The following is a 22,658-nucleotide window of genomic DNA, read 5'->3' as shown; positions in this document are numbered from 1 at the left end:
ATCTGTTTTTTCAGAAATATAATTAACTTTAATGGTTTGTAATTTGGGAAGGAGAATGAAAAGTTGAAAACATTAGAACTACAAGAGCGTTTAACTGAAATTTTTCAGCATTTACATGAAAACCCTGAAGTAAGCTGGAAGGAATATGAAACGACAGCTTATATTACTAACTTTCTAAAAGAAGAAGGAATTTCATATAAAATATTTGATGATTGCCCTGGCGTGATTGCTGAAATCGGAAGCGGGAATCCAGTTATCGCGATTCGTGCTGATATGGATGCGTTATGGCAAGAAGTAGACGGAGAATTTAAAGCAAATCATTCATGCGGCCACGATGCTCATATGACAATTGTGATAGGCCTTATTTTACAATTGAAAAATATGAGATGGGATGGCGGTACTGTTAGATTTATTTTTCAGCCGGCAGAGGAAAAAGGGAATGGTTCCTTAAAGATGGTAGAGAAGGGCGCCGTGGATGATGCTGATTTCTTGTTTGGTGTTCATTTAAGACCAATTGAAGAACTGCCTTTGAAACAAGCTGCACCATCTATTCGTCACGGAGCAGCAGGATTTTTAGAAGGGACGATTCATGGAGATGATGCACACGGGGCACGCCCACATCAAGGTATAAATGCAATTGATGTCATCTCGATGATTAATATTGGATTGAAAAATATATGGCTACCGCCGCAGACGTCGTATTCTGTTAAGATGACGAGATGCCAAGCTGGTGGTGATAATCTAAATATTATTCCAGGTAACGGGCATTTTAGTTTAGATGTAAGAGCAGAAAATAACATATTACTAGATAAATTGAAGCGAAAAATAGAGCAAGTAATTCAGTCAGCTGAATCAATGGGATCTAAACTTTCTTATGAGTGGATCGATCTCGCACCAGGAGCTGAAGTGTCAGAAGAAGCTGAGCGCTTTATGCGAAAAGGTATTCTTGAAGTGTACGGAGAAAAGGGATGTACCGGACCGCTGTATACGACAGGAAGCGATGATTTCCATTACTACACAGTGAAGAGACCACATTTAAAAGCTGTCATGCTCGGACTAGGGGCAAACCTACAACCTGGATTACACCATCCGTATATGAAGTTTGATCATAGTTGTATAATGGATGGAGTAGAAATATTGAAACAAACTGTATTGAAAGTGCTGGAAGACAGGGGCTAGAAAGCTCCTGTTTTTTTGTAGGAATTTGTTGGAAGGTCGATATTCCTTGTCGAAACGACTGTGTAATTTCACGCACCAATTAATTTGATAAAAAATGAGCATTCAGTACGTGGTGTATAATAATAGTAATATTTCTTAATAGGAGCAAACGAATGAACGAACAATATTACGATGCTGTATTACATATAAAAACTGTCGGTGAGCAAAAAGGCTTTAATAAGTCTATGCACTATCACCGTTATGAACCGACACCATATAGCGGGTTGGATGAGTTATTGAATCAATATGAGATAAAAAGTAGCGATCGAATTGTAGACTTTGGATGTGGAAAAGGGAGATTGAATTTTTACATGCATCATAAGTGCGATGCATCAGCGGTTGGAATTGAAATGAATGAAGAGTTTTATAAAGAAGCAATGGAAAATCGTGAACGTTATGCAAGGAAGGTAAGAAACAGTAAAGATAAAATTCAATTTGAATGTTGTTTAGCACAGGAATACGAGATTGATCCGCGTGATAACCGATTTTATTTCTTCAATCCATTTTCTGTACAAGTGTTTATGAACGTAGTAAATAACATTTTGCTTTCGGTAGAAGCGGCGGAGAGAGCAATTGATATTATTTTATACTATCCTTCTGAAGATTATATTTTCTTCTTGGAGAATCAGACTGCATTTGAATTGAAGAGAGAAGTTAGATTGCCGGGTGCTTATGAGAAGAATGGGAATGAGAGATTTTTAGTTTATACATTAGGGTTATAAAAAAAGCAGGTGCCTTGGCACCTGCTTTTTTAAAACTCACGTCTATATAATTAGTTACGGATTAAGTAATCAAATGCACCTAAAGCTGCATTCGCACCTGAACCCATAGAGATGATGATTTGTTTGTACGGATTATTTGTACAGTCACCTGCACCAAACACTCCTGGTACGTTTGTAGCGCCGTGCTTGTCTGTTACGATTTCACCGCGAACGCGTTCAACTGTTTCGCCTAACCAGTCTGTGTTTGGCACAAGACCGATTTGAACGAATACACCTTGTAATTCAACGTGATGAACTTCTTCAGTTTCACGATCGATGTAAGAAATACCGTTTACTTTGTCAGTACCAGTGATTTCTTTCGTTTGAACGTTTTTCAGAACAGTTACGTTTGGTAAGCTGTTAAGACGTTCTTGTAATACAGCATCAGCTTTTAATTCTGGCATGAATTCAAGAACAGTTACGTGCTTAACAATACCTGCTAAGTCGATAGCTGCTTCAATACCAGAGTTACCACCGCCGATAACCGCTACGTCTTTTCCGATGAATAATGGACCGTCACAGTGTGGGCAGTATGCTACACCTTTGTTTTTGAACTCAGCTTCACCCGGTACGCCAACATTACGCCAGCGAGCACCTGTTGAAACGATTACGCTCTTACTTTTCAGAATAGCGCCGTTTTCAAGTTCCACTTCAATAAGTTCTTTTTTCTCTAAACGTTTCGCACGTTGTAGATTCATTACATCGATGTTGTATTCTTTTACGTGCTCTTCAAGACTTGCTACTAGCTTAGGACCTTCAGTGCGTTTTACGCTGATGAAGTTCTCAATACCCATAGTATCCATTACTTGACCACCGAAGCGCTCAGCAACGATACCAGTGCGGATGCCTTTACGTGCTGCATAAATTGCTGCACTTGCACCAGCTGGGCCGCCACCAACAACAAGAACATCGTATGGATCTTTATCAGAAAGCTCTGATGCATCTGGACCGTTACCCATTTTAGCTAAAATTTCTTCAAGTGTCATACGACCGCTTCCGAAAGATTCGCCGTTTAGGTAAACAGTTGGTACTGCCATGATGTCTTTACTTTCTACTTCCTCTTTGAATGCAGCGCCATCAATCATAGTATGTGTAATACCAGAGTTTAGAACGCTCATCACGTTAAGAGCTTGTACAACATCAGGACAGTTATGACAACTTAGGCTGATATAAGATTCAAAATGATATTCGCCTTGAATGTTTTTGATTTGATCGATTAATTTTTGTTCAACTTTTGGAGCACGTCCACTAACTTGTAGTAAAGCTAACACTAATGAAGTAAATTCGTGTCCTAATGGAATACCAGCGAATACGATACCAGTGTCTTCGCCAGGGCGATTTACGCTAAAGCTTGGTGTTCTCTCTAGTTCAACTTTTTCTACTGTAATCTTAGATGACATAGTAGCTAATTCATCTACTAGAGCTAACATATCTTTAGATACGTTGTCTTCTCCTGCGCTTACTTTAAGTAAAATATCGTTCTCCATTAACTGAAGGTATTGGGATAGTTGTGTTTTTATATCTGCATCTAGTATCATTTTGATCGAACTCCTTAGATTTTGCCTACAAGGTCAAGGCTTGGTTTAAGTGTTGCAGAACCCTCTTGCCATTTAGCTGGACAAACTTCACCTGGGTTGTTACGTACGTATTGAGCTGCTTTAATTTTGTTAACAAGAATGCTTGCGTCACGGCCGATACCGTCAGCATTGATTTCCATAGATTGGATAACGCCGTCTGGATCGATGATGAATGTACCACGAGCAGCAAGACCTTCTTCTTCAATTAAAACGTTGAAGTTGCTAGTAATTGTGCGAGTTGGGTCACCAATCATAATGTATTCGATTTTGCCGATAGTTTCTGAGCTATCATGCCATGCTTTGTGAGTGAAGTGAGTGTCTGTAGATACAGAGTATACTTCAACGCCTAAGTCTTTTAGAGTTGCGTATTGGTTTTGTAAGTCTTCAAGTTCAGTTGGACAAACGAATGTGAAGTCTGCTGGGTAGAAACAAACTACGCTCCATTTTCCTTTTAAACTTTCGTCAGTAACTTGGATAAATTCTCCATTATGGTAAGCATTAGCTTTAAACGGTTTTACTTCTGTGCCGATTAATAACATATTAAAATTCCTCCTAAAGGTTGGTTTTGAGCATCGGAAATTAGTTTGCTCATAAAATATATTTTTTAATTAACTATAATAATTCTAATTCGATATTAATTATCATATAGAAGTGGTTATTTTGTCAAGAGAATAAACCAACTTTATACCAATTTAATTAATATTTATTCTCAATTAAGGCTGTTAGCGAATTAAAAGGTAATTTCCAAGTCATAAATTTTCAATGAGTGTTTGAAAGAGTAGTGTGTATGTTAGAGATATGGTGTAAGTATAAATTCTTAGGAAGGAAATATTTCTTAGAAGTTGTGGATTTGAAAAGTAACTTCTTATTTTATTGTACAAAGAATTGTGTAATAAATAAAACAAAATGTATCGGAATCTTTGTGAACAATTATTGTCAGCTTAAATATATATAATAAGAACTATATTGCAATGAGAAATAGAAACATTGACGCTCATTTCTAACAAGATATAATAAAAACGAGATATGTATTGCAATAAAGAAGATATAGTATAGATTGAAAAAATTTCAGTCTATTATTTTTTCACGGCTTTTAGAAAACGTTTACATTTAGTGTGGAGGGGAAACCATGTCTAAGTTCACGAAGTATTTTTTAATGGAAGCTAAAGATGTGATTGCATATGTGCAAGAGAAATTACCTAAGTTCGAACATGCAAAGGGGCTAAAGTGTAAAGAAATAGGTGATGGTAATTTAAATTATGTGTTCCGCGTTTGGGATGAACAGAAGAACATTTCTGTCATTGTAAAGCAAGCTGGGGATACAGCGCGTATTTCAGATGAGTTTAAGTTGTCGACGAATCGAATCCGTATAGAATCCGATGTTTTGCGATTAGAAGGAAAGTTAGCACCTGGACTCGCGCCAAATGTATATTTGTTTGATAGTGTGATGAATTGTTGCGTGATGGAAGATTTATCAGATCACACAATATTACGCACAGCACTCATAAATCATCAAATGTTTCCGAGGCTTGCTGATGATGTAACTACTTTTATGGTAAATACTCTTCTATTAACATCAGATGTTGTAATGAATCATAAAGAGAAGAAGGAACTCGTGAAGAATTATATAAATCCTGAGTTGTGTGAGATTACAGAGGACCTCGTATATTCAGAGCCATTCACAGATCATAATAAACGCAACGAATTGTTTCAATTAAATGAAGGATGGATTAGAGAGCATATTTATAGTGATAAAGAGCTTCGTATAGAAGTAGCAAAACTTAAGTTTTCGTTTATGACGAATGCACAAGCGCTACTTCACGGTGATTTACATACTGGTTCTGTTTTTGTAAAAAGTGATTCTACAAAGGTTATTGATCCTGAATTTGCTTTTTATGGACCGATGGGATATGACGTTGGGAATGTAATGGCAAATTTAATGTTTGCTTGGGTGAATGCAGATGCAGTGATGCAAGCTGGTATTGAGAAAGATACATATATGAACTGGATAGAATCTACCATGATAGATGTAATTGATTTATTTAAGAAGAAGTTTTTAGATGCTTGGGATATTCATGTGACAGAGATTATGGCGAAGGAAGAAGGCTTTAACCGAGTTTATTTACAATCTGTATTAGAGGATACAGCTGCAGTGACGGGTCTTGAGTTAATTCGTCGTATTGTTGGTCTAGCGAAGGTAAAGGATATGACTTGTATTGAGAATGATGCAGCGCGTGCTAGAGCGGAGCGAATTTGTCTTCAGGCAGCGAAGAAGTTTATTTTACAAGCGAATCAATATAAAACAGGTAGCAGCTTTGTAGAAACGTTAAAAAAACAGTCAATGCATAGTGCGAAGTAAGGGGAGAAGATGATGGCAGAGCAATTAATACCAATTCAGTGGAAAGATGATGCTTTAGTGTTATTGGATCAAACGGTATTACCGAACGAAGTAATCTATGAATCTTTTAAAACGGCTGAGGGTGTGTGGGATGCGATTCAAGTAATGAAAGTACGAGGAGCACCGGCAATAGGTGTTTCAGCAGCCTACGGTGTGTATTTAGGGGGAAAGGAAGTTACGAAAAGTTCGGCGGAAGAATTCATAGCGGAAGTAAAAAAGGTATGTGCATACTTAGCGACATCAAGACCGACGGCAGTAAATTTATTTTGGGCGCTTGAAAGAATGGAAAGTGTAGCGAAAGAGAATGCTCACTTATCAATTGCGCAGTTGAAAGATAGATTATTAGAAGAAGCAAAAGAGATTCATAGAGAAGATGAAGAAATTAACCGTCAAATTGGAGAACATGCATTAACATTATTCCATGATGGCATGGGGGTATTAACGCATTGTAATGCAGGTGCTTTAGCAACGACTAAGTATGGTACTGCGACAGCTCCAATGTACTTAGCGAAAGAAAAAGGATGGGACTTAAAAATCTATTCCGATGAAACACGCCCTAGATTACAAGGTTCAATGTTAACAGCATTAGAACTGCAGCGAGCGGGAATTGATGTAACGGTCATTACAGATAATATGGCAGCAATGGTCATGTCACAAGGGAAAATTGATGCAGTAATCGTTGGATGTGACCGCGTAGCAGCAAACGGGGATGTAGCAAATAAAATTGGAACATTAGGTGTTTCGATCTTAGCTAAATATTATAACATTCCGTTTTATGTAGCAGCACCAACGCCGACAATTGATTTGAAAACACTGACAGGAAAAGAAATTCCAATTGAAGAAAGGGATGCTTCTGAAGTGATTAATCGTTTCGGACAATACTCTGCTCCGCAAGGAAGTAAAGTATACAATCCGGCATTTGATGTCACGCCATCTGACAATGTAACAGCGATTATTACGGAAAAAGGAATTGTGAAAGCACCGTTTACGGAGAATTTTAAAAAGCTATTTCAATAAGTAGATAGTTTTTTAGAAAAATAGTCATCATAAGCTTCATACTTAGGGGGATGTATATGTTATTGCAAAACGAAAGAGAAGAAATTGTAGCGTATGGAAAGAAAATGATCTCTAGTGGTTTAACAAAGGGGACTGGCGGCAATATTAGTATTTTTAATCGTGAACAAGGTCTTGTTGCAATTAGCCCAAGCGGTTTAGATTATTATGAAACGACGCCTGAAGATGTAGTTATATTGAATTTAGATGGTGAAGTGATAGAGGGAGGGAGAAAACCATCAAGTGAATTAGATATGCATCTTATCTATTATAGAAATCGTGAAGATATAAATGCGCTTGTACATACACATTCTCCTTATGCGAAGACAATCGCATCATTAGGATGGGAACTTCCTGCTGTGTCATATTTAATTGCTTTTGCAGGACCGAATGTCCGCTGTGCATCGTATGAAACGTTTGGTACGAAGCAATTAGCAGAGGCTGCTTTTGAAGGAATGATTGATCGTCGTGCAGTTTTACTTGCGAATCATGGTTTAATGGCTGGTGCGAATAATATAAAAATGGCGTTTACTATTGCAGAAGAAATAGAGTTTTGTGCTCAAATTTATTATCAAACGAAAAGTATCGGAGAACCGAAATTACTGCCAGAAGACGAGATGGAGAATTTGGCGAAGAAGTTTGAAGGGTATGGGCAGCAGTAGAATGAAATGAAAACCCCCTCAAGAAAAAATCTTGAGGGGGTTTCTTTATGCTTTCTTGAGCAACAAATACATAAAGTAAGGTGCACCAATTAAAGCAACGACAATACCAGCGGGAATACCGTTAGGTTCAACGATATTTCGTCCGATTGTGTCTGCAAATAGTAATAGCCATCCACCAATTAAAACAGCGATTGGCATGAATATTTGATGCCTTGGACCTACTAAAGATTTGGCGATGTGAGGAGCCATAAGTCCGATAAAGCTAATGCCTCCTGTTACGGAAACAGCAGCGGCAGCAAGTGCAACGGCTGCGATTAATAAGTATCTTCGTTCTTTTTCAATTTCAATTCCAACACCGATTGCTACTGGCTCGTTTAATGCTAGTATATTTAATCGATTTGCTTTATAGAAGACAAATGGGATTAATACGATTAGCCAAGGAAGCATTGCTAAAACAAATGTCCAGTCATCTCCCCAAATGTTTCCGGCAATCCATTTGGCGATAAAGTCCACTTTCATACGATCAGCGGATGAAATAAGGACAATCATTATTCCAGATAGTGCAAAGGAAAAACCGATACCGGTTAATGTTAATCGTATTGGCTGAAGTCCTGTTGATTTGCTATATGAAAATACGTAAATTAGAACAGCTGTTAGAAACGCACCGATAAATCCAACGAATGGTAGTAGGTAAAGAAATGAACCTACGTCTATTGGAAAGTATAGAAAGAAAACAGAAACTGCAACACCAGCACCAGCGTTAATGCCGAGAATACCAGGTTCAGCTAAATCGTTTCGGGTAATACCTTGTAATATAGCACCTGATAACGCGAGTGCCATACCGGCTAATAATGTAATGACGATTCTAGGTAGCCTTAAAGAATATAAAACGAATTCTTCTTTAAATGTACCTTGTCCCATAAGTGTTGGAATTAATCTGTCATAGGAGAGAGCGGCAGAACCGAGTCCCATTCCAATTACAATTGTTGTGATGGTAAGTATAAGTAATGCAAGTATGATAAGGCGTTGTTTCTTTAGAATAGATTGCATCATGAGAAAGTTTTTCCTCCTTTACGTACAATAAATAGGAAGAATGGTAATCCTACAATTGCGACGATTGCAGCAACTGGTGTTTCATACGGAGCGTTAATTGTACGTCCGATTGTATCTGCGAGTAGCATAAAGGAAGCACCAGCGATCGCTGACATCGGTATAACAAAACGGTAGTCTGGTCCAACGATTGGACGAACCATATGAGGGACCATAAGTCCGATAAATGCCATGTTTCCGACAAGTGCTACAGAAGCACCTGCAAGCAAGATAATAATGATAAATAAAATCGTTTTAATAACGATAATTTTTTGACCGAGTCCAACGGCAACTTCTTCACTGAAACTAAGAACTGTTAATTTCTTTGCAAGTAAGATAGCGATAAATATACTTATTGAAATAACCGGAATAATAATTTTTAATTGGCTCCAACTCGTTCCAATTACGCCCCCAGCCGTCCACATTGATACATCTTGTGAAATTTTAAAGTAAATGCCAACACCTTCTGAGATTGCAAGTAGAAATGCTGAAACAGCAGCACCAGCTAATACAATTCGAAGAGGGGAAAGTCCACCCTTTTTCACCATACCAATTCCAAATACCATAATAGCGCCAATTGCAGCACCGATAAAGCAAGCTAGTGTTAAGTAAAGGTAGCTTATAGAAGGATTGAAGGCAAGTGTTAGTGCAAGTGCAGCATTTGCGCCACCAGTTAAGCCTAGTAATCCCGGATCGGCAAGTGGATTTCGTGTTAATCCTTGCATAATCGCCCCAGAAACAGCAAGTCCAGCTCCTACAAAAATAGCAGCAACTTCACGTGGCAAACGTATTTCGCGAATAATAGATATTTTGTCTCCTTTAGCGGAGGAAGTGAGTGCTAACCATACGTCTTTTATAGAAGTATCTGCAGCACCTAATACCATTGCAAACATAAAAATAAGAAAGAATGCAATGATACTCAAAATTACTTTGTATGTAAAAGCATTGGAACGTAGGTTGTCTTGCTCTTTTTTCATCAGTTTCACATCTTTTCTTTTCATAGAATAAAGGAAGAGGAATTCTTAAATTAAGAATTCCTCTTGTTTGTATTATTGACCAAGAAAGCTCTTCTTGAAGAAGTCTAGTTGGAAATCTAATGTAAGTGGATCATTGAAATAGAATTCCATCATGTTTGCTTCATATACACGATTATTTTTCACTGCTGGAATGTTTTTATATGATTCTGTCTCTTGGAATGAGTTATCAGTATCTTTGTTTTTACTTACGATTAAGTAATCACCAGCGAACTCAGGTAATACCTCAGTAGATAATGCGTAGTATCCTTCTTTTAAAGCTTTTTCTTTTACTTTTTCAGGCATTTTTAATTTCATTTCTTGGTAAAGAATTTCTGTTCCACGGCCCCAGTTTTCGCCGTATACGTAAAGCTGTTTGTTGAAGTTTTCAACAACAGAAACTGTTGCATCTTCACCGATCTTCGCTTTAATGTCTTTTCCAGCTGTTTGTGCGCGTTTCTTGAAATCATCAACCCAAGTTTTTGCTTCTTTTTCTTTATTTAATAATTTACCGATTTCTAAGTGTTGTGTTAAGTAATCAACTTTTCCGTAAGTGTATGTTACAGTAGGAGCGATTTTCTTTAACTTATCAACATTTTTAACATTTGATAAACCAATGATTAAATCTGGATTTAATTCTGCAATCTTTTCAACATTCTCATCTGATACTTCAGCGACATTTTTCAGTTTGCTATCGAAACGTGGGTTTTGTTTAGACCATGAATCTACCCCAACAAGATTTACACCTAATGACATTACGTTACCAGCGAATGATGATAGGACAACAACACGTTGTGGATTTGCTGGAACTTCTACTTTACCATTTTCAGATTGGTATGTAATTGTTTCTGATTTCTTACCTTTTGCGTCGTTCTTCTTGTCTGTTGAACCGTTGCTACAAGCACTCATAACAAGGACGAACAGAACTGTTAGTGAAATAAATAATTTTTTCATCGTCTTTCTCCTTTTGATAGATGATATGTGATATACAATAAATTGTTTAGCTTTGATTTTTTGAAGAGTTAGTGGTAATACAAAAGTCTTATTAACAATCTTGAATTTGAGAGTTTACCATATAGTATTCACCATAGTAATAGAAGAAGATGTAATCTCACAGTTGCTAATAATTAACAAATTGATAATGATTATCACTATTGATTCTTTAAATACTATAATTTTATATAGGTGTATTGTCAATAGTGATTTTGATTGTAAAATTTATAAAAACAAGTTATATTTTATTGAGAATGATAATCAATTATTAGTAGCTGAGGGGTGAACACGAATGAATCAAGAAGAATTGTTTGATGTAACCGTGATAGGCGGAGGGCCTGCGGGGCTTTATTCAGCTTTTTATAGTGGACTAAGAGAGATGAAAACGAAAATAATAGAATTCCAACCACAGTTAGGTGGAAAAATACATGTTTATCCGGAGAAAATGATTTGGGATATTGGCGGATTATTACCGGTTACTGGTGAGAAATTAATTGAGCAACTTGTACAACAAGGATTAACATTTCAGCCTGAAGTTGTATTGAATACAAAAATAGAATCAATTATTCGTAATCAGGATGGCATTTTTACGTTAACAACAAGCTCTGGGGAAGAACATTTTTCCAAAACAGTGATTGTCGCAACTGGGAGTGGTATATTGAATCCACAAAAGTTATCAATTGAAGGTGCGGAGAGATTCGAAGTCTCAAATTTAAATTATACAGTTAAATCGTTAAAACGTTTCAAAGATAAAACGGTAATTATTTCAGGCGGAGGGAACTCTGCAATTGATTGGGCGAATGAATTAGAACCAATCGCGAAAAAAGTTTATTTAACATATAGAAAAGAAGAATTATCTGGTCATGAGGCACAAGTAAAACAACTTATGAACAGTTCAGCGGAATGTTTCTTTAATACATCGATTACAAAATTAATTGCCGGTGATAACCATGAAGCGATTGAACATGTAGAATTAACAAATCATGAAACTGGAGAGGTTTCTCATTTACCTGTTGAAGAAGTTATTATTAATCATGGATATGAACGTGACATTACATTATTGGAAAATAGTGAGCTAGATGTCGCTATTGTTGATAATTATTATATTGCAGGGAATGCAAATAGTGAGTCCTCGGTAGACGGATTATATGCCGCTGGAGATATTTTAAAGCATGACGGAAAATTACATTTAATCGCAGGAGCGTTCCAAGATGCTGGAAATGCTGTGAATAAAGCGAAACAATTTATTCAACCCGATGCAAGTGAGTACGGAATGGTTTCTTCTCATAATGAAGTATTTAAGAAGAGAAATCGAGAGTTAATTAAGCAGATGATGAAATAATAAAGTGAAACTTTAATCAGTGGGGGGTGTCCATCCCCCCACTGATTATTAGCCTTCACCAATCGGGCTTTTACGGGCAGTTGATCTCCCACCTAACTCCCTCGCATTCGCTGAATTTTGAGGTGGGAGTCTTACCGCCCACAAATAGCGGGATAAAGGAACAAGTATACCCCCATTTACTTCTCTATTCGTATGGACGAGAGAGGTAAATGGGGGTTTTCCTGTTTATTATATCTTCAATCATTATCATGACACCGGTTTCATTAGTTCATGTGACATGAACGTTTTATTTGTAATCTCTCTAGAAAACAATGAATCTAGGATTGGTTTATGCTGTCCCTTTTGCCTGTTCATTAGGAAATGGCATATTTAGTATAGATGCAATGTATTGTTTTCCGTGTTTTCGAGCCAATGATTCTAATATTTGGCGAACGCGTTTTGTAAGATGACCTTGTTTTTTTATAGACTCACAATATGCGTCATAGAAAACGTATTTAGCCCAAAGGAAATCATCTTGTTGGAATAAGAAATGATTTTTGTACCATTCACCAATTGTATGATAACAATTGGTTTCGTGTATTGCTACGCTTTGAGAAAGAATACGATCAGATAAAGATGTAGTTAAATGAGAAGTTGTGTTTTCTGTTTCAACTTGTAATGTTTTTTCTAACATTGTAATGATGTGACGAGTAGCCATATGTTAACGCTCCTTTGTGTAAATGGGTGATACCATTCTATATTTAAAAAAATACTTACTATATTATTATACAATATATGGAATGGTTCTACCTGCTTTTTAAACGGCATTTACAAAATCTTTTTTATTTGTTTACAAAAATAAAGTAAGATACAGTATATATGAAAAAACAATAAAGGAATGAACGCGTTGTATATAACAATAGAAGAAGCTGCGGAGTATTTGAAATTACCAAAATCGTATGTTGAAGACTTAATTCAGCGAAAGAAAGTGCGTGCACTGTTTGATGGAGAGCAATATTTAATAAACAAGGAACAGTTTAATACACATTTAGAACAAATGGAGAAATATAAGCAGTTAGTGGAAGAAATATTAAACGAACCAATTCCAGAAGATATGGATGTTAAAGACGAAGATTAAATTTATAAAAATCCCCCGTATTAAGATATGCATAAATGTATCTTAATACGGGGGATTTTTATATTAAGGGATGAAAAGGTCATCCGAAATCCTAGAGTTACTTTAAGGGAAAGAAGATTTTATAGGGATTAGTACTATTAGTTAAAAGCATATTTTTTTATACAGGGGACAAACATAGAGAACGTAACCTGTACAGATACATATACTATCAGTGCAAAAGCTTATAAATTAATGGAAGGGGTTTTCTCGTGAGTTTATTTCATTGTGATTTTTTGAAAGACTTAATTGGATCTTACGTGAGAGTAAACAGGGGTGGTCCAGAATCTCAAAGAGGAATAATAGTAGCGGTATATGCGGACTACTTTGTATTAGAGAATGAAAAAGGAGAGTACCATTACTATCAGCTTCGCCATCTGAAAAGTATTACAAAAAATACGAAAGATTGTGGAGCAGCGGATTACGGATGGGCGGAAGACGATAGTGCAGAGGACTTTGAAGCGTTACTTCAAAGTTTTAAATACCGCTGGGTGAAAATTAACCGTGGTGGTCCAGAGAAAGTTGAAGGCATTTTACAAGACGTTTCTTGCGATTATGTAACGTTAATTATAAAAGAAGAAGTTGTGTTAATTGCACTACCTCATATTAAAAGTGTTAATTATAACGCACCAGTATGTGGAGAGAGTGATGAGAGTAGCGATGAGAAAAGTAATGAAAATAGCAATAATTCAAGTCGAGCTCGCGCACAAAGACAATCAAGTAGAGGAAGATAATACAGAAAGGGGGATGCGAAATTGGAGAGTGTATTATGCTGTGATCAAATCAAGGGTTTAGTCGGTGAGAATGTAAAAGTAAATCTTCGCGGACCAGAAAGTCGAATAGGTGTACTGTTATCGTTAGGAAAAGATTACCTTACGCTACAATTACCTCATGGAGAAGTAGTGTATTATCAGCTGAAACATGTGAAGAGTCTAGTCAAGAAAGTGAAAGAAACAAAATGTGACGATTACTATGGTTCATGTTTCTATTCTGATGAAGATACTTTTTTAGATGTATTAAGTGACTTGAAGTATAAGTGGATAAAGATTAATCGTGGCGGACCAGAGAGTGTGGAAGGTTTATTAAGTGAAGTGCATGACGGATGTATCACACTAGTAAACGGTGAAGAAGTCATTTACGTGATTAATTTTCATATTAAAAGCGTAAATCAAGTAGTTAAATATAAAAAGAATGAAGAAGAATAATGTTTAATAAATAAGAGGGGCATTATGATTGAAATGGAAGAACGATTTCTTATTTCGCTGTATATGAAAAGGATTTCTTACTATTAAAAGACAGAACACTGCCCCTGATTATTTTTTTAGAAATGAATGACAGGAAAATTGTAATTTCATAGAAAGGAGGATATAGATGAATGAGTTAAACAAGAACATTGGGGAAAATATATACGTTAAATTAATCGGTGAAAAAAGATTTAAAGGTGTATTAATTGATGTAGGAAATGATATTGTTGTTCTCTACAATGGACAAGACTATGTATATATATCTTTATACCATATCCAATATTATAAATTTTTAAGAGAGCATGATGAAGAAATATTAAAACCAGATGTGGATTCTGTAATTAAGAGGGAATCCCCTTCAATTTCTTTGAGAAAAGTATTAATCACATCTAAAGGGATTTTTACAGAAATTTATGTGGCAGGAAATGCTCCGATACATGGTTATGTTACAAGTGTTATGAACGATTATATTGTTTTTTATAGCCCTGTTTACAAAACAGTATATATATCTTTAAAGCATTTGAAATGGTTAATTCCTTATAAAGAGAACCAAGTACCTTATTCCCTCAATAAAAATGAACTCCCCGTAAATCCCTTAAATATTACTTTAGCTAGAACGTTCGAAGAACAGCTTATTAAAATGTCTGGGAAAATTATGGTGTTTGATTTAGGTGAAGAATCTAACAAAATCGGAAAGATGGCGAAAATTGATGAAGGGCATATTGAAATATTAAAAGCTCGTGATGCAAAATTGTATGTGAATATTCAACATGTGAAATCGGTCCATTGTCCGTAGATTAGTTAAAGGGGCTGGCTTTTTCTTTTATATATACGGAAGAAAAGGTCGAGCCTATTTTTTTACCGCTATTTGGATATGAGGGGGCAAGTGAATTGAATATATAAGTATGTTACTGTTTTTACTTATAAAGAGGTAATCTTGTACGAAATTATAAAAAAGATGTACGAGCTACCTTTTGTTGTATTCAATTCACTTTTTGAGGAAGTGCTGCTCAACTACTTTATTAAAGGGGTTTTGTTTGTGGAGCAGTTTCCAAATTCGTTTTCGATTACATTGCTTGGCAGTGCTGGTGGAGCAGCAAAAGCAGTGTTAGCAATTTTGAATCAAGCGGTAGTAAATGAAAAAGATCCAATTTATGAAGTGATAAAAAATATGAACTTCCATTTGGTGGATATAAAACAAAAAGATAAAAGTTATTATGATGAGTTGTTTCCAAATCTGAAAGAGCAATTTTTTTTATATGAAATAAACCTTCAAGATGTAGTCAAATTTAAACAACATTTAAAAGAAAAAAGAACGAAGGTTGTTATTGATGTTTCAGGGGCAGATACGATTAGGGTACTGAGTTGTTGTAATGACCTTGGCATTTGTTACATTAATTCGGCTTTGGAAAATGAGGCGGTAGATCAAGACGATAGTTTACTTGGTTTTCAGCTTACGGAAAGGTATACGAGGTTTGAGAAGGAGAAAGAAACATTTACAAATACAAGAGCGATTATAGGCTCAGGTATGAATCCGGGTGTTGTTCAATGGATGGTTGTTGAACTTATGAAAGAACGTCCAAATGAAAAACCGCGAGCATGCTATATTGTAGAACATGATAATTCATTTTTGGGTGATAAAGGGCTAATAAAACCTCATACACTTTATGCATCATGGGCAGTAGAGCGTTTTCTTGATGAAGCGATATGGAGTTATCCTATGTATATGAGCCATCATCGTCCACTTTACTTTTATGAGGATGTATATGCTTCAGAGTATAAAGTAAAGTTAGGTGAAAAAGAATTTTATGGTTGCTTAATGCCGCATGAAGAAGTTTTAATTTTGGGGAAATCTTTTAATATGGAAGTGGGTTTTCTTTATCGGATCAATGAGTATACAACAAACTTAATTAGACAGAACTTAGATAAAGTGGAAGATTTATGGAATTGGAATCGTAAAGTATTTAATCCAGCAGAAGATGATATTATAGGAGAAGATTTAGTCGGTGTGTTACTCGTTTATGAAAATAACGAGACATACATGTATAATGTAATGAATAGTAGCCAAGTTTTTCGAAAATATAAAACAAATGCGACGTACTTTCAAGTAGGGTGTGGAATTTATGCTGGCTTATGTAGCTTACTGTTAGATACTTTTGGACAAGGTGCTTATTATGTAGAAGAATTATTATTAAATACTGAAAGTAAGTATGGGGAATATTTAAATTTATATATGAAGGATTTTGTAGTAGGACATAATAGTTTTACAGATGGATTGCTAAATGATAGGGTAAGATGGATATAAATTGTGACTGAAAAGGAAGGAGCTGTATCTCCTTCCTTTTATAGTATGAGAAGGTTACATGTTGCTCTGAAAGCAATTTCATAATTATAATTTAAAGAGATAATAGTTGAAATGTTTTTTTTGGTATTGATCAAGAGGAGTTTTTATATGAACAAATACAAGAGCTTGATTTATGAAGAAAGAGAAGCTTTAAAAGTATTTATATTATTATTCTATATTATATTCTTTTTATATGATGTTATTTATTATTTCGTTTATCCTGCCATGAATATTAATGAAGCAAGGGTAGGGTGGCCAGAAGGTGGTATGGGGATAGGTGTATATATACTAGTAATATCTTTATTTCCCATTTCAATATATCTTCAAAAACAAGGTTATGTATATTTTGTAAAATATTTATTTTTAATTGGGTATATGCTTATTGATCTTATTAATAACTTAATGATTTATTTACACAGTGATCGTGTTTTTGAAAATGGAAATATGGTTGAAATATTTTTAATTTTATTTGCACCGATTTTCGTGAATAGAAAATATTTTTATTTCGTTTCCTGTAGTGTAATTGGAAAATATGTATTTTTTACTTTGATATTACAAGATGTAAAAGTTGTGATTCCGCTTGTATTATGTATATTCTTTTTCATCATTTCGCATTCTTTATTAAAGAGATTTCAATCTTATGTAAGGACAGTTGTTGAGATGATGAACAGTATGAAAGAGACAGAAAATTTAGCGGTTATTGGGACTATGTCTACAACAATTGCTCATGAAATTCGAAATCCGTTAACGGCTTTAAAAGGATTTACACAAATCCAAAAAGAAAGAAATCCTGCAGATGCGATGAGTTATGAAATTATGTTACAAGAAATTGAGAGGATTAATGGATTCGTTAGTGAATTGATGTTATTGGGAAAGCCGAAGCCAACAAATTATGAATGGTGTAATATAAGGGAAATCCTTTTATATGTTGTGCAGTTAATGGAAAGTTATGCAACTCAATATAAAGTGAAATTTCATTTGCAAGTAGATGGAAATTTACCCGTTATAAATGGTGATGATAAGCAATTAAAACAAGTGTTGTTAAACATCATCAAAAATGGAATTGAATCGATGCCAGAAGGTGGAAATATTCAGATTCATGCATATGGAAAAGTTGGAGAGAACTTGTGTATTTCTGTTGAAGATCAAGGTTTTGGGATAGAAAATGAGAAAATAGAAAAGATCGGAAAAGCTTTTTATACAACAAAAGAGAATGGTACAGGCCTTGGATTAATGATTACATATAAAATTATTGAAGAACATCAAGGGAGTATCGTGATTCAAAGTAGTATGGGGGTAGGAACGAAAGTGGAAATTTATTTACCAACAGTGTAGTACATTAGACGAAATTACTTTTCAGAAAAGTGTTCTTGTTGTGTAAATATAAACATTTTATAAAATGTTTAAAGAAGGGTTTTTTTTATAAAACACTTCGTTTATAATGGAGGAAAATATCGACATAGAGCTTTTAGCTCATGTAACGGTTCGGTAGTGTTATGAAAAGAAAAGTAGGGGTGCACGCGCATCCTTTTTTCTATGCAGATATGATGAAAGGGGTGGTATGATGGAATTAACATTGAATTCAACTGTATGTTTACACACAATTCAATTTCGAAAAGAGAGATTAAATTATATTGTAAAAGATACAATTACAGGAGAAACATATGAAATGCCGCCACTTTGGATTGATGCACTAGCAATGATGCGTGACGGTTTTTCATTGGGAGAAATTGAGGAGAAATTAAAAGAAGAGTATCCAGCAGAAGAAGTAAATATGCTAACATTCACGAGGCAACTGTTAGAACTAGAGCTTGTCGGAATGGTAGATGGAGAAGAGATAGCTTGTACAAAGAAAAAAGATAAAGATTATTTAGCTTGGGTACGTCCAAGGGTGGAACAATTCTTTCTTAACTTAAATAAAAAATATAAAAGCAAAGGTCAAAAATGATCTTTGCTTTTTTAGTGCAATACAAAATAGGTATTCACCCAAATAAAGATTTTCGCATATTGTAGCTTATGTAAGTAGAATGCTGCGAAGGAGTGAGTGCAGTGACAGGGAATGTATTGAATTATTATGCCGGTGGAAATACAGCTAGAGGATTTCACAGCTTATACGAAGAGAATTTGAAGGGGTTAGACAGGTTGTTTATTTTAAAGGGAGGCCCAGGAACGGGAAAATCTTCTTTAATAAAGGCAATAGGGCGTGAATGGGTCGATAAAGGGTATAATATTGAATTTTTACATTGTTCTTCTGACAATAAATCAGTTGATGGTGTGATTATTCCAAAATTAAAAGTAGGGATTGTTGACGGTACATCACCGCACGTTATTGAGCCGAAAATGCCTGGAGTTGTTGAAGAGTATATAAATTTAGGTGTTGCTTGGGACTCAGATAAATTAAGAAAGCAGAAAATAGAGATTGAACGATTTGTTTCAGAAGCAAGCAAAGCCTTTCAAGCAGCTTACGGGTGTTTTAAAGAGGCGCTAGTTATACATGATGAGTGGGAGAAAATATATATTAATAATATTGATTTTAATAAAGCAAACGAATTAACAGATCAGCTTATACAGAAATTATTTGCAGATAAAGGCGGGAAGAAATCAATTGTGAAACATCGTTTCTTAGGGGCTGCTACACCGAAGGGAGCAGTTGATTTCGTTCCTAATTTGACAGAAGGGCTTCCGCATCGCTATTTTATAAAAGGTCGCCCAGGTTCTGGAAAATCAACAATGCTTAAAAAATTAGCAAAGGCAGCAGAAGAAAAAGGGTTTGAAGTAGAAGTGTATCATTGTGGATTTGATCCAAATAGTCTCGATATGATTATTGTAAGGGAATTAGGATTTGCAATTTTTGATAGCACAGCACCGCATGAATACTTCCCAAGCCGTGAGGGGGATGAGATTATCGATATGTATGATCTCATTGTTGCACCAGGGACAGATGAAAAATATGCTACGGAAATTCGCGACGTTTCAATTCAGTATAAAACAAAAATGAATGAGGCGATGTCTTTCTTAGCAAAGGCAAAATCAGTTCGTGATAAATTAGAACGAATTTATATTGCCGCTATGGATTTTTCAAAAGTCGATGCATATAGAGAAGAAATCCAAAAAGAGATTGAACGAATTGCAGTTACTGTAATTGAAAAGAAAAAATAGATGTTTTGTTAGGCTGTCGGGAATTTTCTGACAGCTATTTTAGTATCTGGTAAAATTAGTCTTATATTTGTCGAATTTCCAGGGAAATGATCAAAAAATGGGGAGGATATGAAATGAGAGAGAAAATTGAATTAGAACTAGAAAGAATTGAAAAAGAGAATGATGTGAAAATTTTATTTGCTGTAGAATCAGGGAGCCGGGCGTGGGGATTTCCATCGAAAGATAGTGATTATGATGTTAGGTTTGTTTATATACGTCCTGTAGAGTGGTATTTATCAATTCATGATAAACGTGATGTAATTGAATACCCAATTAGTGATGATTTAGACATAAGTGGCTGGGATTTTAAAAAGGCATTGCAACTGTTTGCAAAGTCAAATCCAGCGTTACTCGAATGGATTCGATCACCGATTTTTTATTCGAAAAACTCGAATCTTCCAGAACAGCTTCAGCAAATGATTGAAAAGGATTTTAATCCGAAATCAACGATATATCATTACTTACATATGGCCTCAAAAAACTATCGTGAATTTTTACAAGGTGAGAATGTAAAGTTGAAAAAGTACTTTTATGTATTACGTCCTATTTTAGCTTGTAAATGGTTAGAGGAGAAATCGACTTTGCCTCCTGTAGAATTTGATCGATTGATTACAGAATTATCATTAGAACGTAGCGTATTAGATGAAATTAAAAAGTTGTTAATAAAGAAAAAGGCGGGTACTGAATTAGATATGGGTTTGAAAATTGAGGTGTTGAATCGATTTTTAGAAGAACAAATTAATTACTATCAGCAATATGTGAAAGGGATGGAAAAGAGATTAGGGATTGATATTGAGAGTTTGAATACATTATTTCGAAATATGTTGTTTGAAGTATATGAAAAAGAGCACAAGTGAGTTTGTGCTCTTTTTGTGTTTTAGGAATAAAGAAAACGGTGCTAGTGACGATTAGTCTTACAAAAGAGAGTAAATGAAAATTCACGCTGAATCTGTAATTATTCGTTATCAACTCGCTTTAATGGTTGATCTGCTGGACCTTCCATAACATCCCCATCAATTGAAAAACGGGAACCGTGACAAGGGCAATCCCACGTACAATCACCGTTATTCCATTCAACTTCACAGCCAAGGTGTGTGCAAGTTGTATCGACGATATGTAATTTTCCTTCTTTATCTTTATAAGCACCTGCTCGTTTACCGTTGACATGTACAACAGATCCTTCGCCAACTTCAAGATCTTCTGGCTTACGTAATGCGGTTTCAATTTTCCCCTCAATTAAATGTTTCGCAACGTCAATGTTTTGTGAGAGAAATGTTTTTATATCCGGATTTGCATGAAAACGTGATGGTGCAAACAGTTCTTTATATGGACTTTGGATTTTTAGAATGGAGTCCTTCAGTAAATGAGCTGCTGCAGTTCCAGTTGTCATACCCCATTTACGATATCCTGTTGCCACAAATATATTTGGATTCCTTTCGTTAATATGTCCGATATAAGGGAGTTTATCTAGCGTGATTAAATCTTGCGCTGACCATCTATAAGGAATTTCATCTACTCCAAAAGTAGATTCAGCAAAGGAATATAGTGCATCATAATGAAGCATCGTATTAATTCCTTGGCCTGTTTTATGGCTCTCTCCGCCAATCAATATTAGCTTTTCTCCATTGCTTGTCGTATAACGTATGGAGCGTTTTGGATCATCGATACTTAAATACATGCCCCCTGGATAATCTGTTTTTGCTTTTATTGCAAGAGCATAGGAGCGTTCTGCGTACATTCGCGTAAAGAAAAAGCTATTAGCATCATAAAAAGGAAAATGTGAACAAGAGACAATATATTTACAAGTGATGCGATGGTCACCCTTTGTAATTACTTGTGGATAATCTCCTTTTTCCACATCAATAGCTGTTGTTTGCTCATAAACCATTCCGCCCATTTCCACAAACTTTTCTAAAAGTGTTTTTAAATAAAGGAGGGGATGGAATTGCGCTTGATTTTTCATCACAAGTGCAGATTGTACGGGAATAGGAATCGACAGAGATTGAACATAGTCACAAGGTATATTTAATTTTTGATAGGCTTCATATTCTTTCGTTAAATTTCGCAGGCCACTATTGGTAGTTGTATATAAATACGAATCTTCATTTGTGAAATTACAGTCGATTTTATATGTTTGCACAGTCTCATTTATGAATTGTAGAGCTTTACTATTTGATTCGTAGTAAAGTTGAGCTTTTTCAACACCAAAATTGTTTATTAATTCATCATAAATGAGATCATGTTGAGCTGTTACTTTTGCGGTTGTATGCCCAGTTGTTCCATTTAAAACAGAACCAGAATCAATTAAAACGACTTTCATTCCTTCTTTAGCGAGTAAATAGGCGGTGGTAATGCCTGTAATACCAGCACCGATAACGGCAACTTCTGTCTTTATATTTTCGGATAAATGAGGAAAAGTAGGAAATTGAGTAGATTCAATCCAATAGGATGATGGTAACTGCGGAAATGTGTCATCTGTCATTTTGAAAACCTCCTAAATTAGAACAATTTTCCTTTTAATATTTCCATATTATATGGAATTCATGTATGTTGTTTTCGTAGCGTTCTATTTTTATTAAACGAAAGATAAAATTATTTTAATATAATTATTTT

General features: G+C 35.3%; 22 protein-coding genes. 15 read left to right on the top strand and 7 right to left on the bottom strand.

Annotated features, from left to right (window positions below; all coding sequences use genetic code 11):
• Positions 1 to 63: 63 nt before the first annotated feature.
• Together MKX77_RS22180 and MKX77_RS22175 are read left to right on the top strand one after the other, a co-directional pair.
• Positions 64 to 1,179, top strand: a complete 1,116-nt coding sequence (locus tag MKX77_RS22180; RefSeq protein ID WP_341307822.1) for a M20 peptidase aminoacylase family protein — start codon at positions 64 to 66, stop codon at positions 1,177 to 1,179.
• 152 nt (positions 1,180 to 1,331) lie between these two features.
• Positions 1,332 to 1,940, top strand: coding sequence for an SAM-dependent methyltransferase (locus MKX77_RS22175; RefSeq protein ID WP_341307821.1), 609 nt, complete (start codon positions 1,332 to 1,334; stop codon positions 1,938 to 1,940).
• A gap of 50 nt (positions 1,941 to 1,990) precedes the next feature.
• On the opposite strand, the gene ahpF is transcribed toward MKX77_RS22175, so the two are convergent.
• Both ahpF and ahpC read right to left on the bottom strand, forming a co-directional pair.
• On the bottom strand, positions 1,991 to 3,517 hold the full coding sequence (gene ahpF / locus MKX77_RS22170; protein WP_341307820.1) for an alkyl hydroperoxide reductase subunit F: 1,527 nt from the start codon (positions 3,515 to 3,517) through the stop codon (positions 1,991 to 1,993).
• A gap of 14 nt (positions 3,518 to 3,531) precedes the next feature.
• On the bottom strand, positions 3,532 to 4,095 hold the full coding sequence (gene ahpC / locus MKX77_RS22165; protein ID WP_002115711.1) for an alkyl hydroperoxide reductase subunit C: 564 nt from the start codon (positions 4,093 to 4,095) through the stop codon (positions 3,532 to 3,534).
• Between the two features lie 590 nt (positions 4,096 to 4,685).
• Between ahpC and mtnK the strand changes: the two genes are divergently transcribed.
• The 3 genes from mtnK to MKX77_RS22150 are packed head-to-tail and all read left to right on the top strand — an operon-like array spanning position 4,686 to position 7,669.
• Positions 4,686 to 5,915 carry an S-methyl-5-thioribose kinase gene (gene mtnK, locus MKX77_RS22160; RefSeq protein ID WP_341307819.1) on the top strand — a complete coding sequence of 410 codons (1,230 nt, stop codon included), beginning with the start codon at positions 4,686 to 4,688 and terminating at the stop codon, positions 5,913 to 5,915.
• A gap of 12 nt (positions 5,916 to 5,927) precedes the next feature.
• Positions 5,928 to 6,971: an S-methyl-5-thioribose-1-phosphate isomerase gene (mtnA, locus tag MKX77_RS22155; protein WP_341307818.1), complete on the top strand. Its 1,044-nt coding sequence runs from the start codon at positions 5,928 to 5,930 to the stop codon at positions 6,969 to 6,971.
• Between the two features lie 56 nt (positions 6,972 to 7,027).
• Positions 7,028 to 7,669 (top strand): L-fuculose-phosphate aldolase, encoded by a 642-nt coding sequence (locus MKX77_RS22150; RefSeq protein ID WP_215555083.1) that lies wholly within the window; start codon positions 7,028 to 7,030, stop codon positions 7,667 to 7,669.
• 45 nt (positions 7,670 to 7,714) lie between these two features.
• Here MKX77_RS22150 and MKX77_RS22145 read toward each other — a convergent pair whose 3' ends face one another.
• From MKX77_RS22145 to MKX77_RS22135, 3 genes are read right to left on the bottom strand one after another with little or no spacing between them, the layout of a single operon-like run.
• Complete coding sequence (locus tag MKX77_RS22145) at positions 7,715 to 8,722, bottom strand: FecCD family ABC transporter permease (RefSeq protein WP_341307817.1); 1,008 nt, start codon at positions 8,720 to 8,722, stop codon at positions 7,715 to 7,717.
• On the bottom strand, positions 8,719 to 9,759 hold the full coding sequence (locus MKX77_RS22140; protein WP_341307816.1) for a FecCD family ABC transporter permease: 1,041 nt from the start codon (positions 9,757 to 9,759) through the stop codon (positions 8,719 to 8,721). The genes MKX77_RS22145 and MKX77_RS22140 overlap by 4 nt, the downstream gene beginning before the upstream one ends.
• Before the next feature lie 48 nt (positions 9,760 to 9,807).
• On the bottom strand, positions 9,808 to 10,725 hold the full coding sequence (locus tag MKX77_RS22135) for an iron-hydroxamate ABC transporter substrate-binding protein (protein WP_002159458.1): 918 nt from the start codon (positions 10,723 to 10,725) through the stop codon (positions 9,808 to 9,810).
• Positions 10,726 to 11,056: 331 nt separating this feature from the next.
• On the opposite strand from MKX77_RS22135, the gene MKX77_RS22130 reads away from it, so the two are divergent.
• The gene (locus tag MKX77_RS22130; protein ID WP_341307815.1) at positions 11,057 to 12,106 is read left to right on the top strand and encodes an NAD(P)/FAD-dependent oxidoreductase; all 1,050 of its coding nucleotides are present in this window, start codon (positions 11,057 to 11,059) and stop codon (positions 12,104 to 12,106) included.
• Positions 12,107 to 12,434: 328 nt separating this feature from the next.
• Here the strand turns inward: MKX77_RS22130 and MKX77_RS22125 are convergent, their stop codons facing one another.
• On the bottom strand, positions 12,435 to 12,803 hold the full coding sequence (locus MKX77_RS22125; RefSeq protein ID WP_341307814.1) for a hypothetical protein: 369 nt from the start codon (positions 12,801 to 12,803) through the stop codon (positions 12,435 to 12,437).
• Positions 12,804 to 12,983: 180 nt separating this feature from the next.
• On the opposite strand from MKX77_RS22125, the gene MKX77_RS22120 reads away from it, so the two are divergent.
• The 9 genes from MKX77_RS22120 to MKX77_RS22080 all read left to right on the top strand — a co-directional run bounded on the left by MKX77_RS22120 (position 12,984) and on the right by MKX77_RS22080 (position 20,902).
• Entirely contained in the window at positions 12,984 to 13,223 is a 240-nt protein-coding gene (locus tag MKX77_RS22120; protein WP_341307813.1) for a helix-turn-helix domain-containing protein, read from the top strand.
• 248 nt (positions 13,224 to 13,471) lie between these two features.
• A complete protein-coding gene (locus MKX77_RS22115) occupies positions 13,472 to 13,993 on the top strand; it encodes a spore coat protein (protein ID WP_341307812.1) in 522 nt (173 codons plus the stop codon).
• Between the two features lie 21 nt (positions 13,994 to 14,014).
• On the top strand, positions 14,015 to 14,464 hold the full coding sequence (locus tag MKX77_RS22110) for a spore coat protein (RefSeq protein ID WP_341307811.1): 450 nt from the start codon (positions 14,015 to 14,017) through the stop codon (positions 14,462 to 14,464).
• 166 nt (positions 14,465 to 14,630) lie between these two features.
• Complete coding sequence (locus MKX77_RS22105) at positions 14,631 to 15,299, top strand: DUF2642 domain-containing protein (protein ID WP_341307810.1); 669 nt, start codon at positions 14,631 to 14,633, stop codon at positions 15,297 to 15,299.
• 243 nt (positions 15,300 to 15,542) lie between these two features.
• Positions 15,543 to 16,808: an S-adenosylmethionine decarboxylase related protein gene (locus MKX77_RS22100; protein WP_341307809.1), complete on the top strand. Its 1,266-nt coding sequence runs from the start codon at positions 15,543 to 15,545 to the stop codon at positions 16,806 to 16,808.
• A 147-nt stretch (positions 16,809 to 16,955) separates the two neighbouring features.
• Positions 16,956 to 18,182, top strand: coding sequence for an ATP-binding protein (locus tag MKX77_RS22095; protein WP_341307808.1), 1,227 nt, complete (start codon positions 16,956 to 16,958; stop codon positions 18,180 to 18,182).
• Positions 18,183 to 18,411: 229 nt separating this feature from the next.
• Positions 18,412 to 18,795 (top strand): hypothetical protein, encoded by a 384-nt coding sequence (locus MKX77_RS22090; protein WP_033714284.1) that lies wholly within the window; start codon positions 18,412 to 18,414, stop codon positions 18,793 to 18,795.
• 101 nt (positions 18,796 to 18,896) lie between these two features.
• The gene (locus MKX77_RS22085) at positions 18,897 to 20,006 is read left to right on the top strand and encodes a PRK06851 family protein (protein WP_341307807.1); all 1,110 of its coding nucleotides are present in this window, start codon (positions 18,897 to 18,899) and stop codon (positions 20,004 to 20,006) included.
• A 113-nt stretch (positions 20,007 to 20,119) separates the two neighbouring features.
• A complete protein-coding gene (locus tag MKX77_RS22080; RefSeq protein ID WP_341307806.1) occupies positions 20,120 to 20,902 on the top strand; it encodes a nucleotidyltransferase domain-containing protein in 783 nt (260 codons plus the stop codon).
• Between the two features lie 98 nt (positions 20,903 to 21,000).
• On the opposite strand, the gene MKX77_RS22075 is transcribed toward MKX77_RS22080, so the two are convergent.
• On the bottom strand, positions 21,001 to 22,527 hold the full coding sequence (locus tag MKX77_RS22075; protein ID WP_341307805.1) for an FAD-dependent oxidoreductase: 1,527 nt from the start codon (positions 22,525 to 22,527) through the stop codon (positions 21,001 to 21,003).
• Positions 22,528 to 22,658: the final 131 nt, after the last annotated feature.

The sequence above is a fragment of the Bacillus sp. FSL R9-9410 genome (genome assembly GCF_038050385.1).
Taxonomy (GTDB): domain Bacteria; phylum Bacillota; class Bacilli; order Bacillales; family Bacillaceae_G; genus Bacillus_A; species Bacillus_A cereus_U.
Note: the sequence above shows the minus strand (reverse complement) of the source record. Positions and strands in the feature narration are given on the sequence as shown.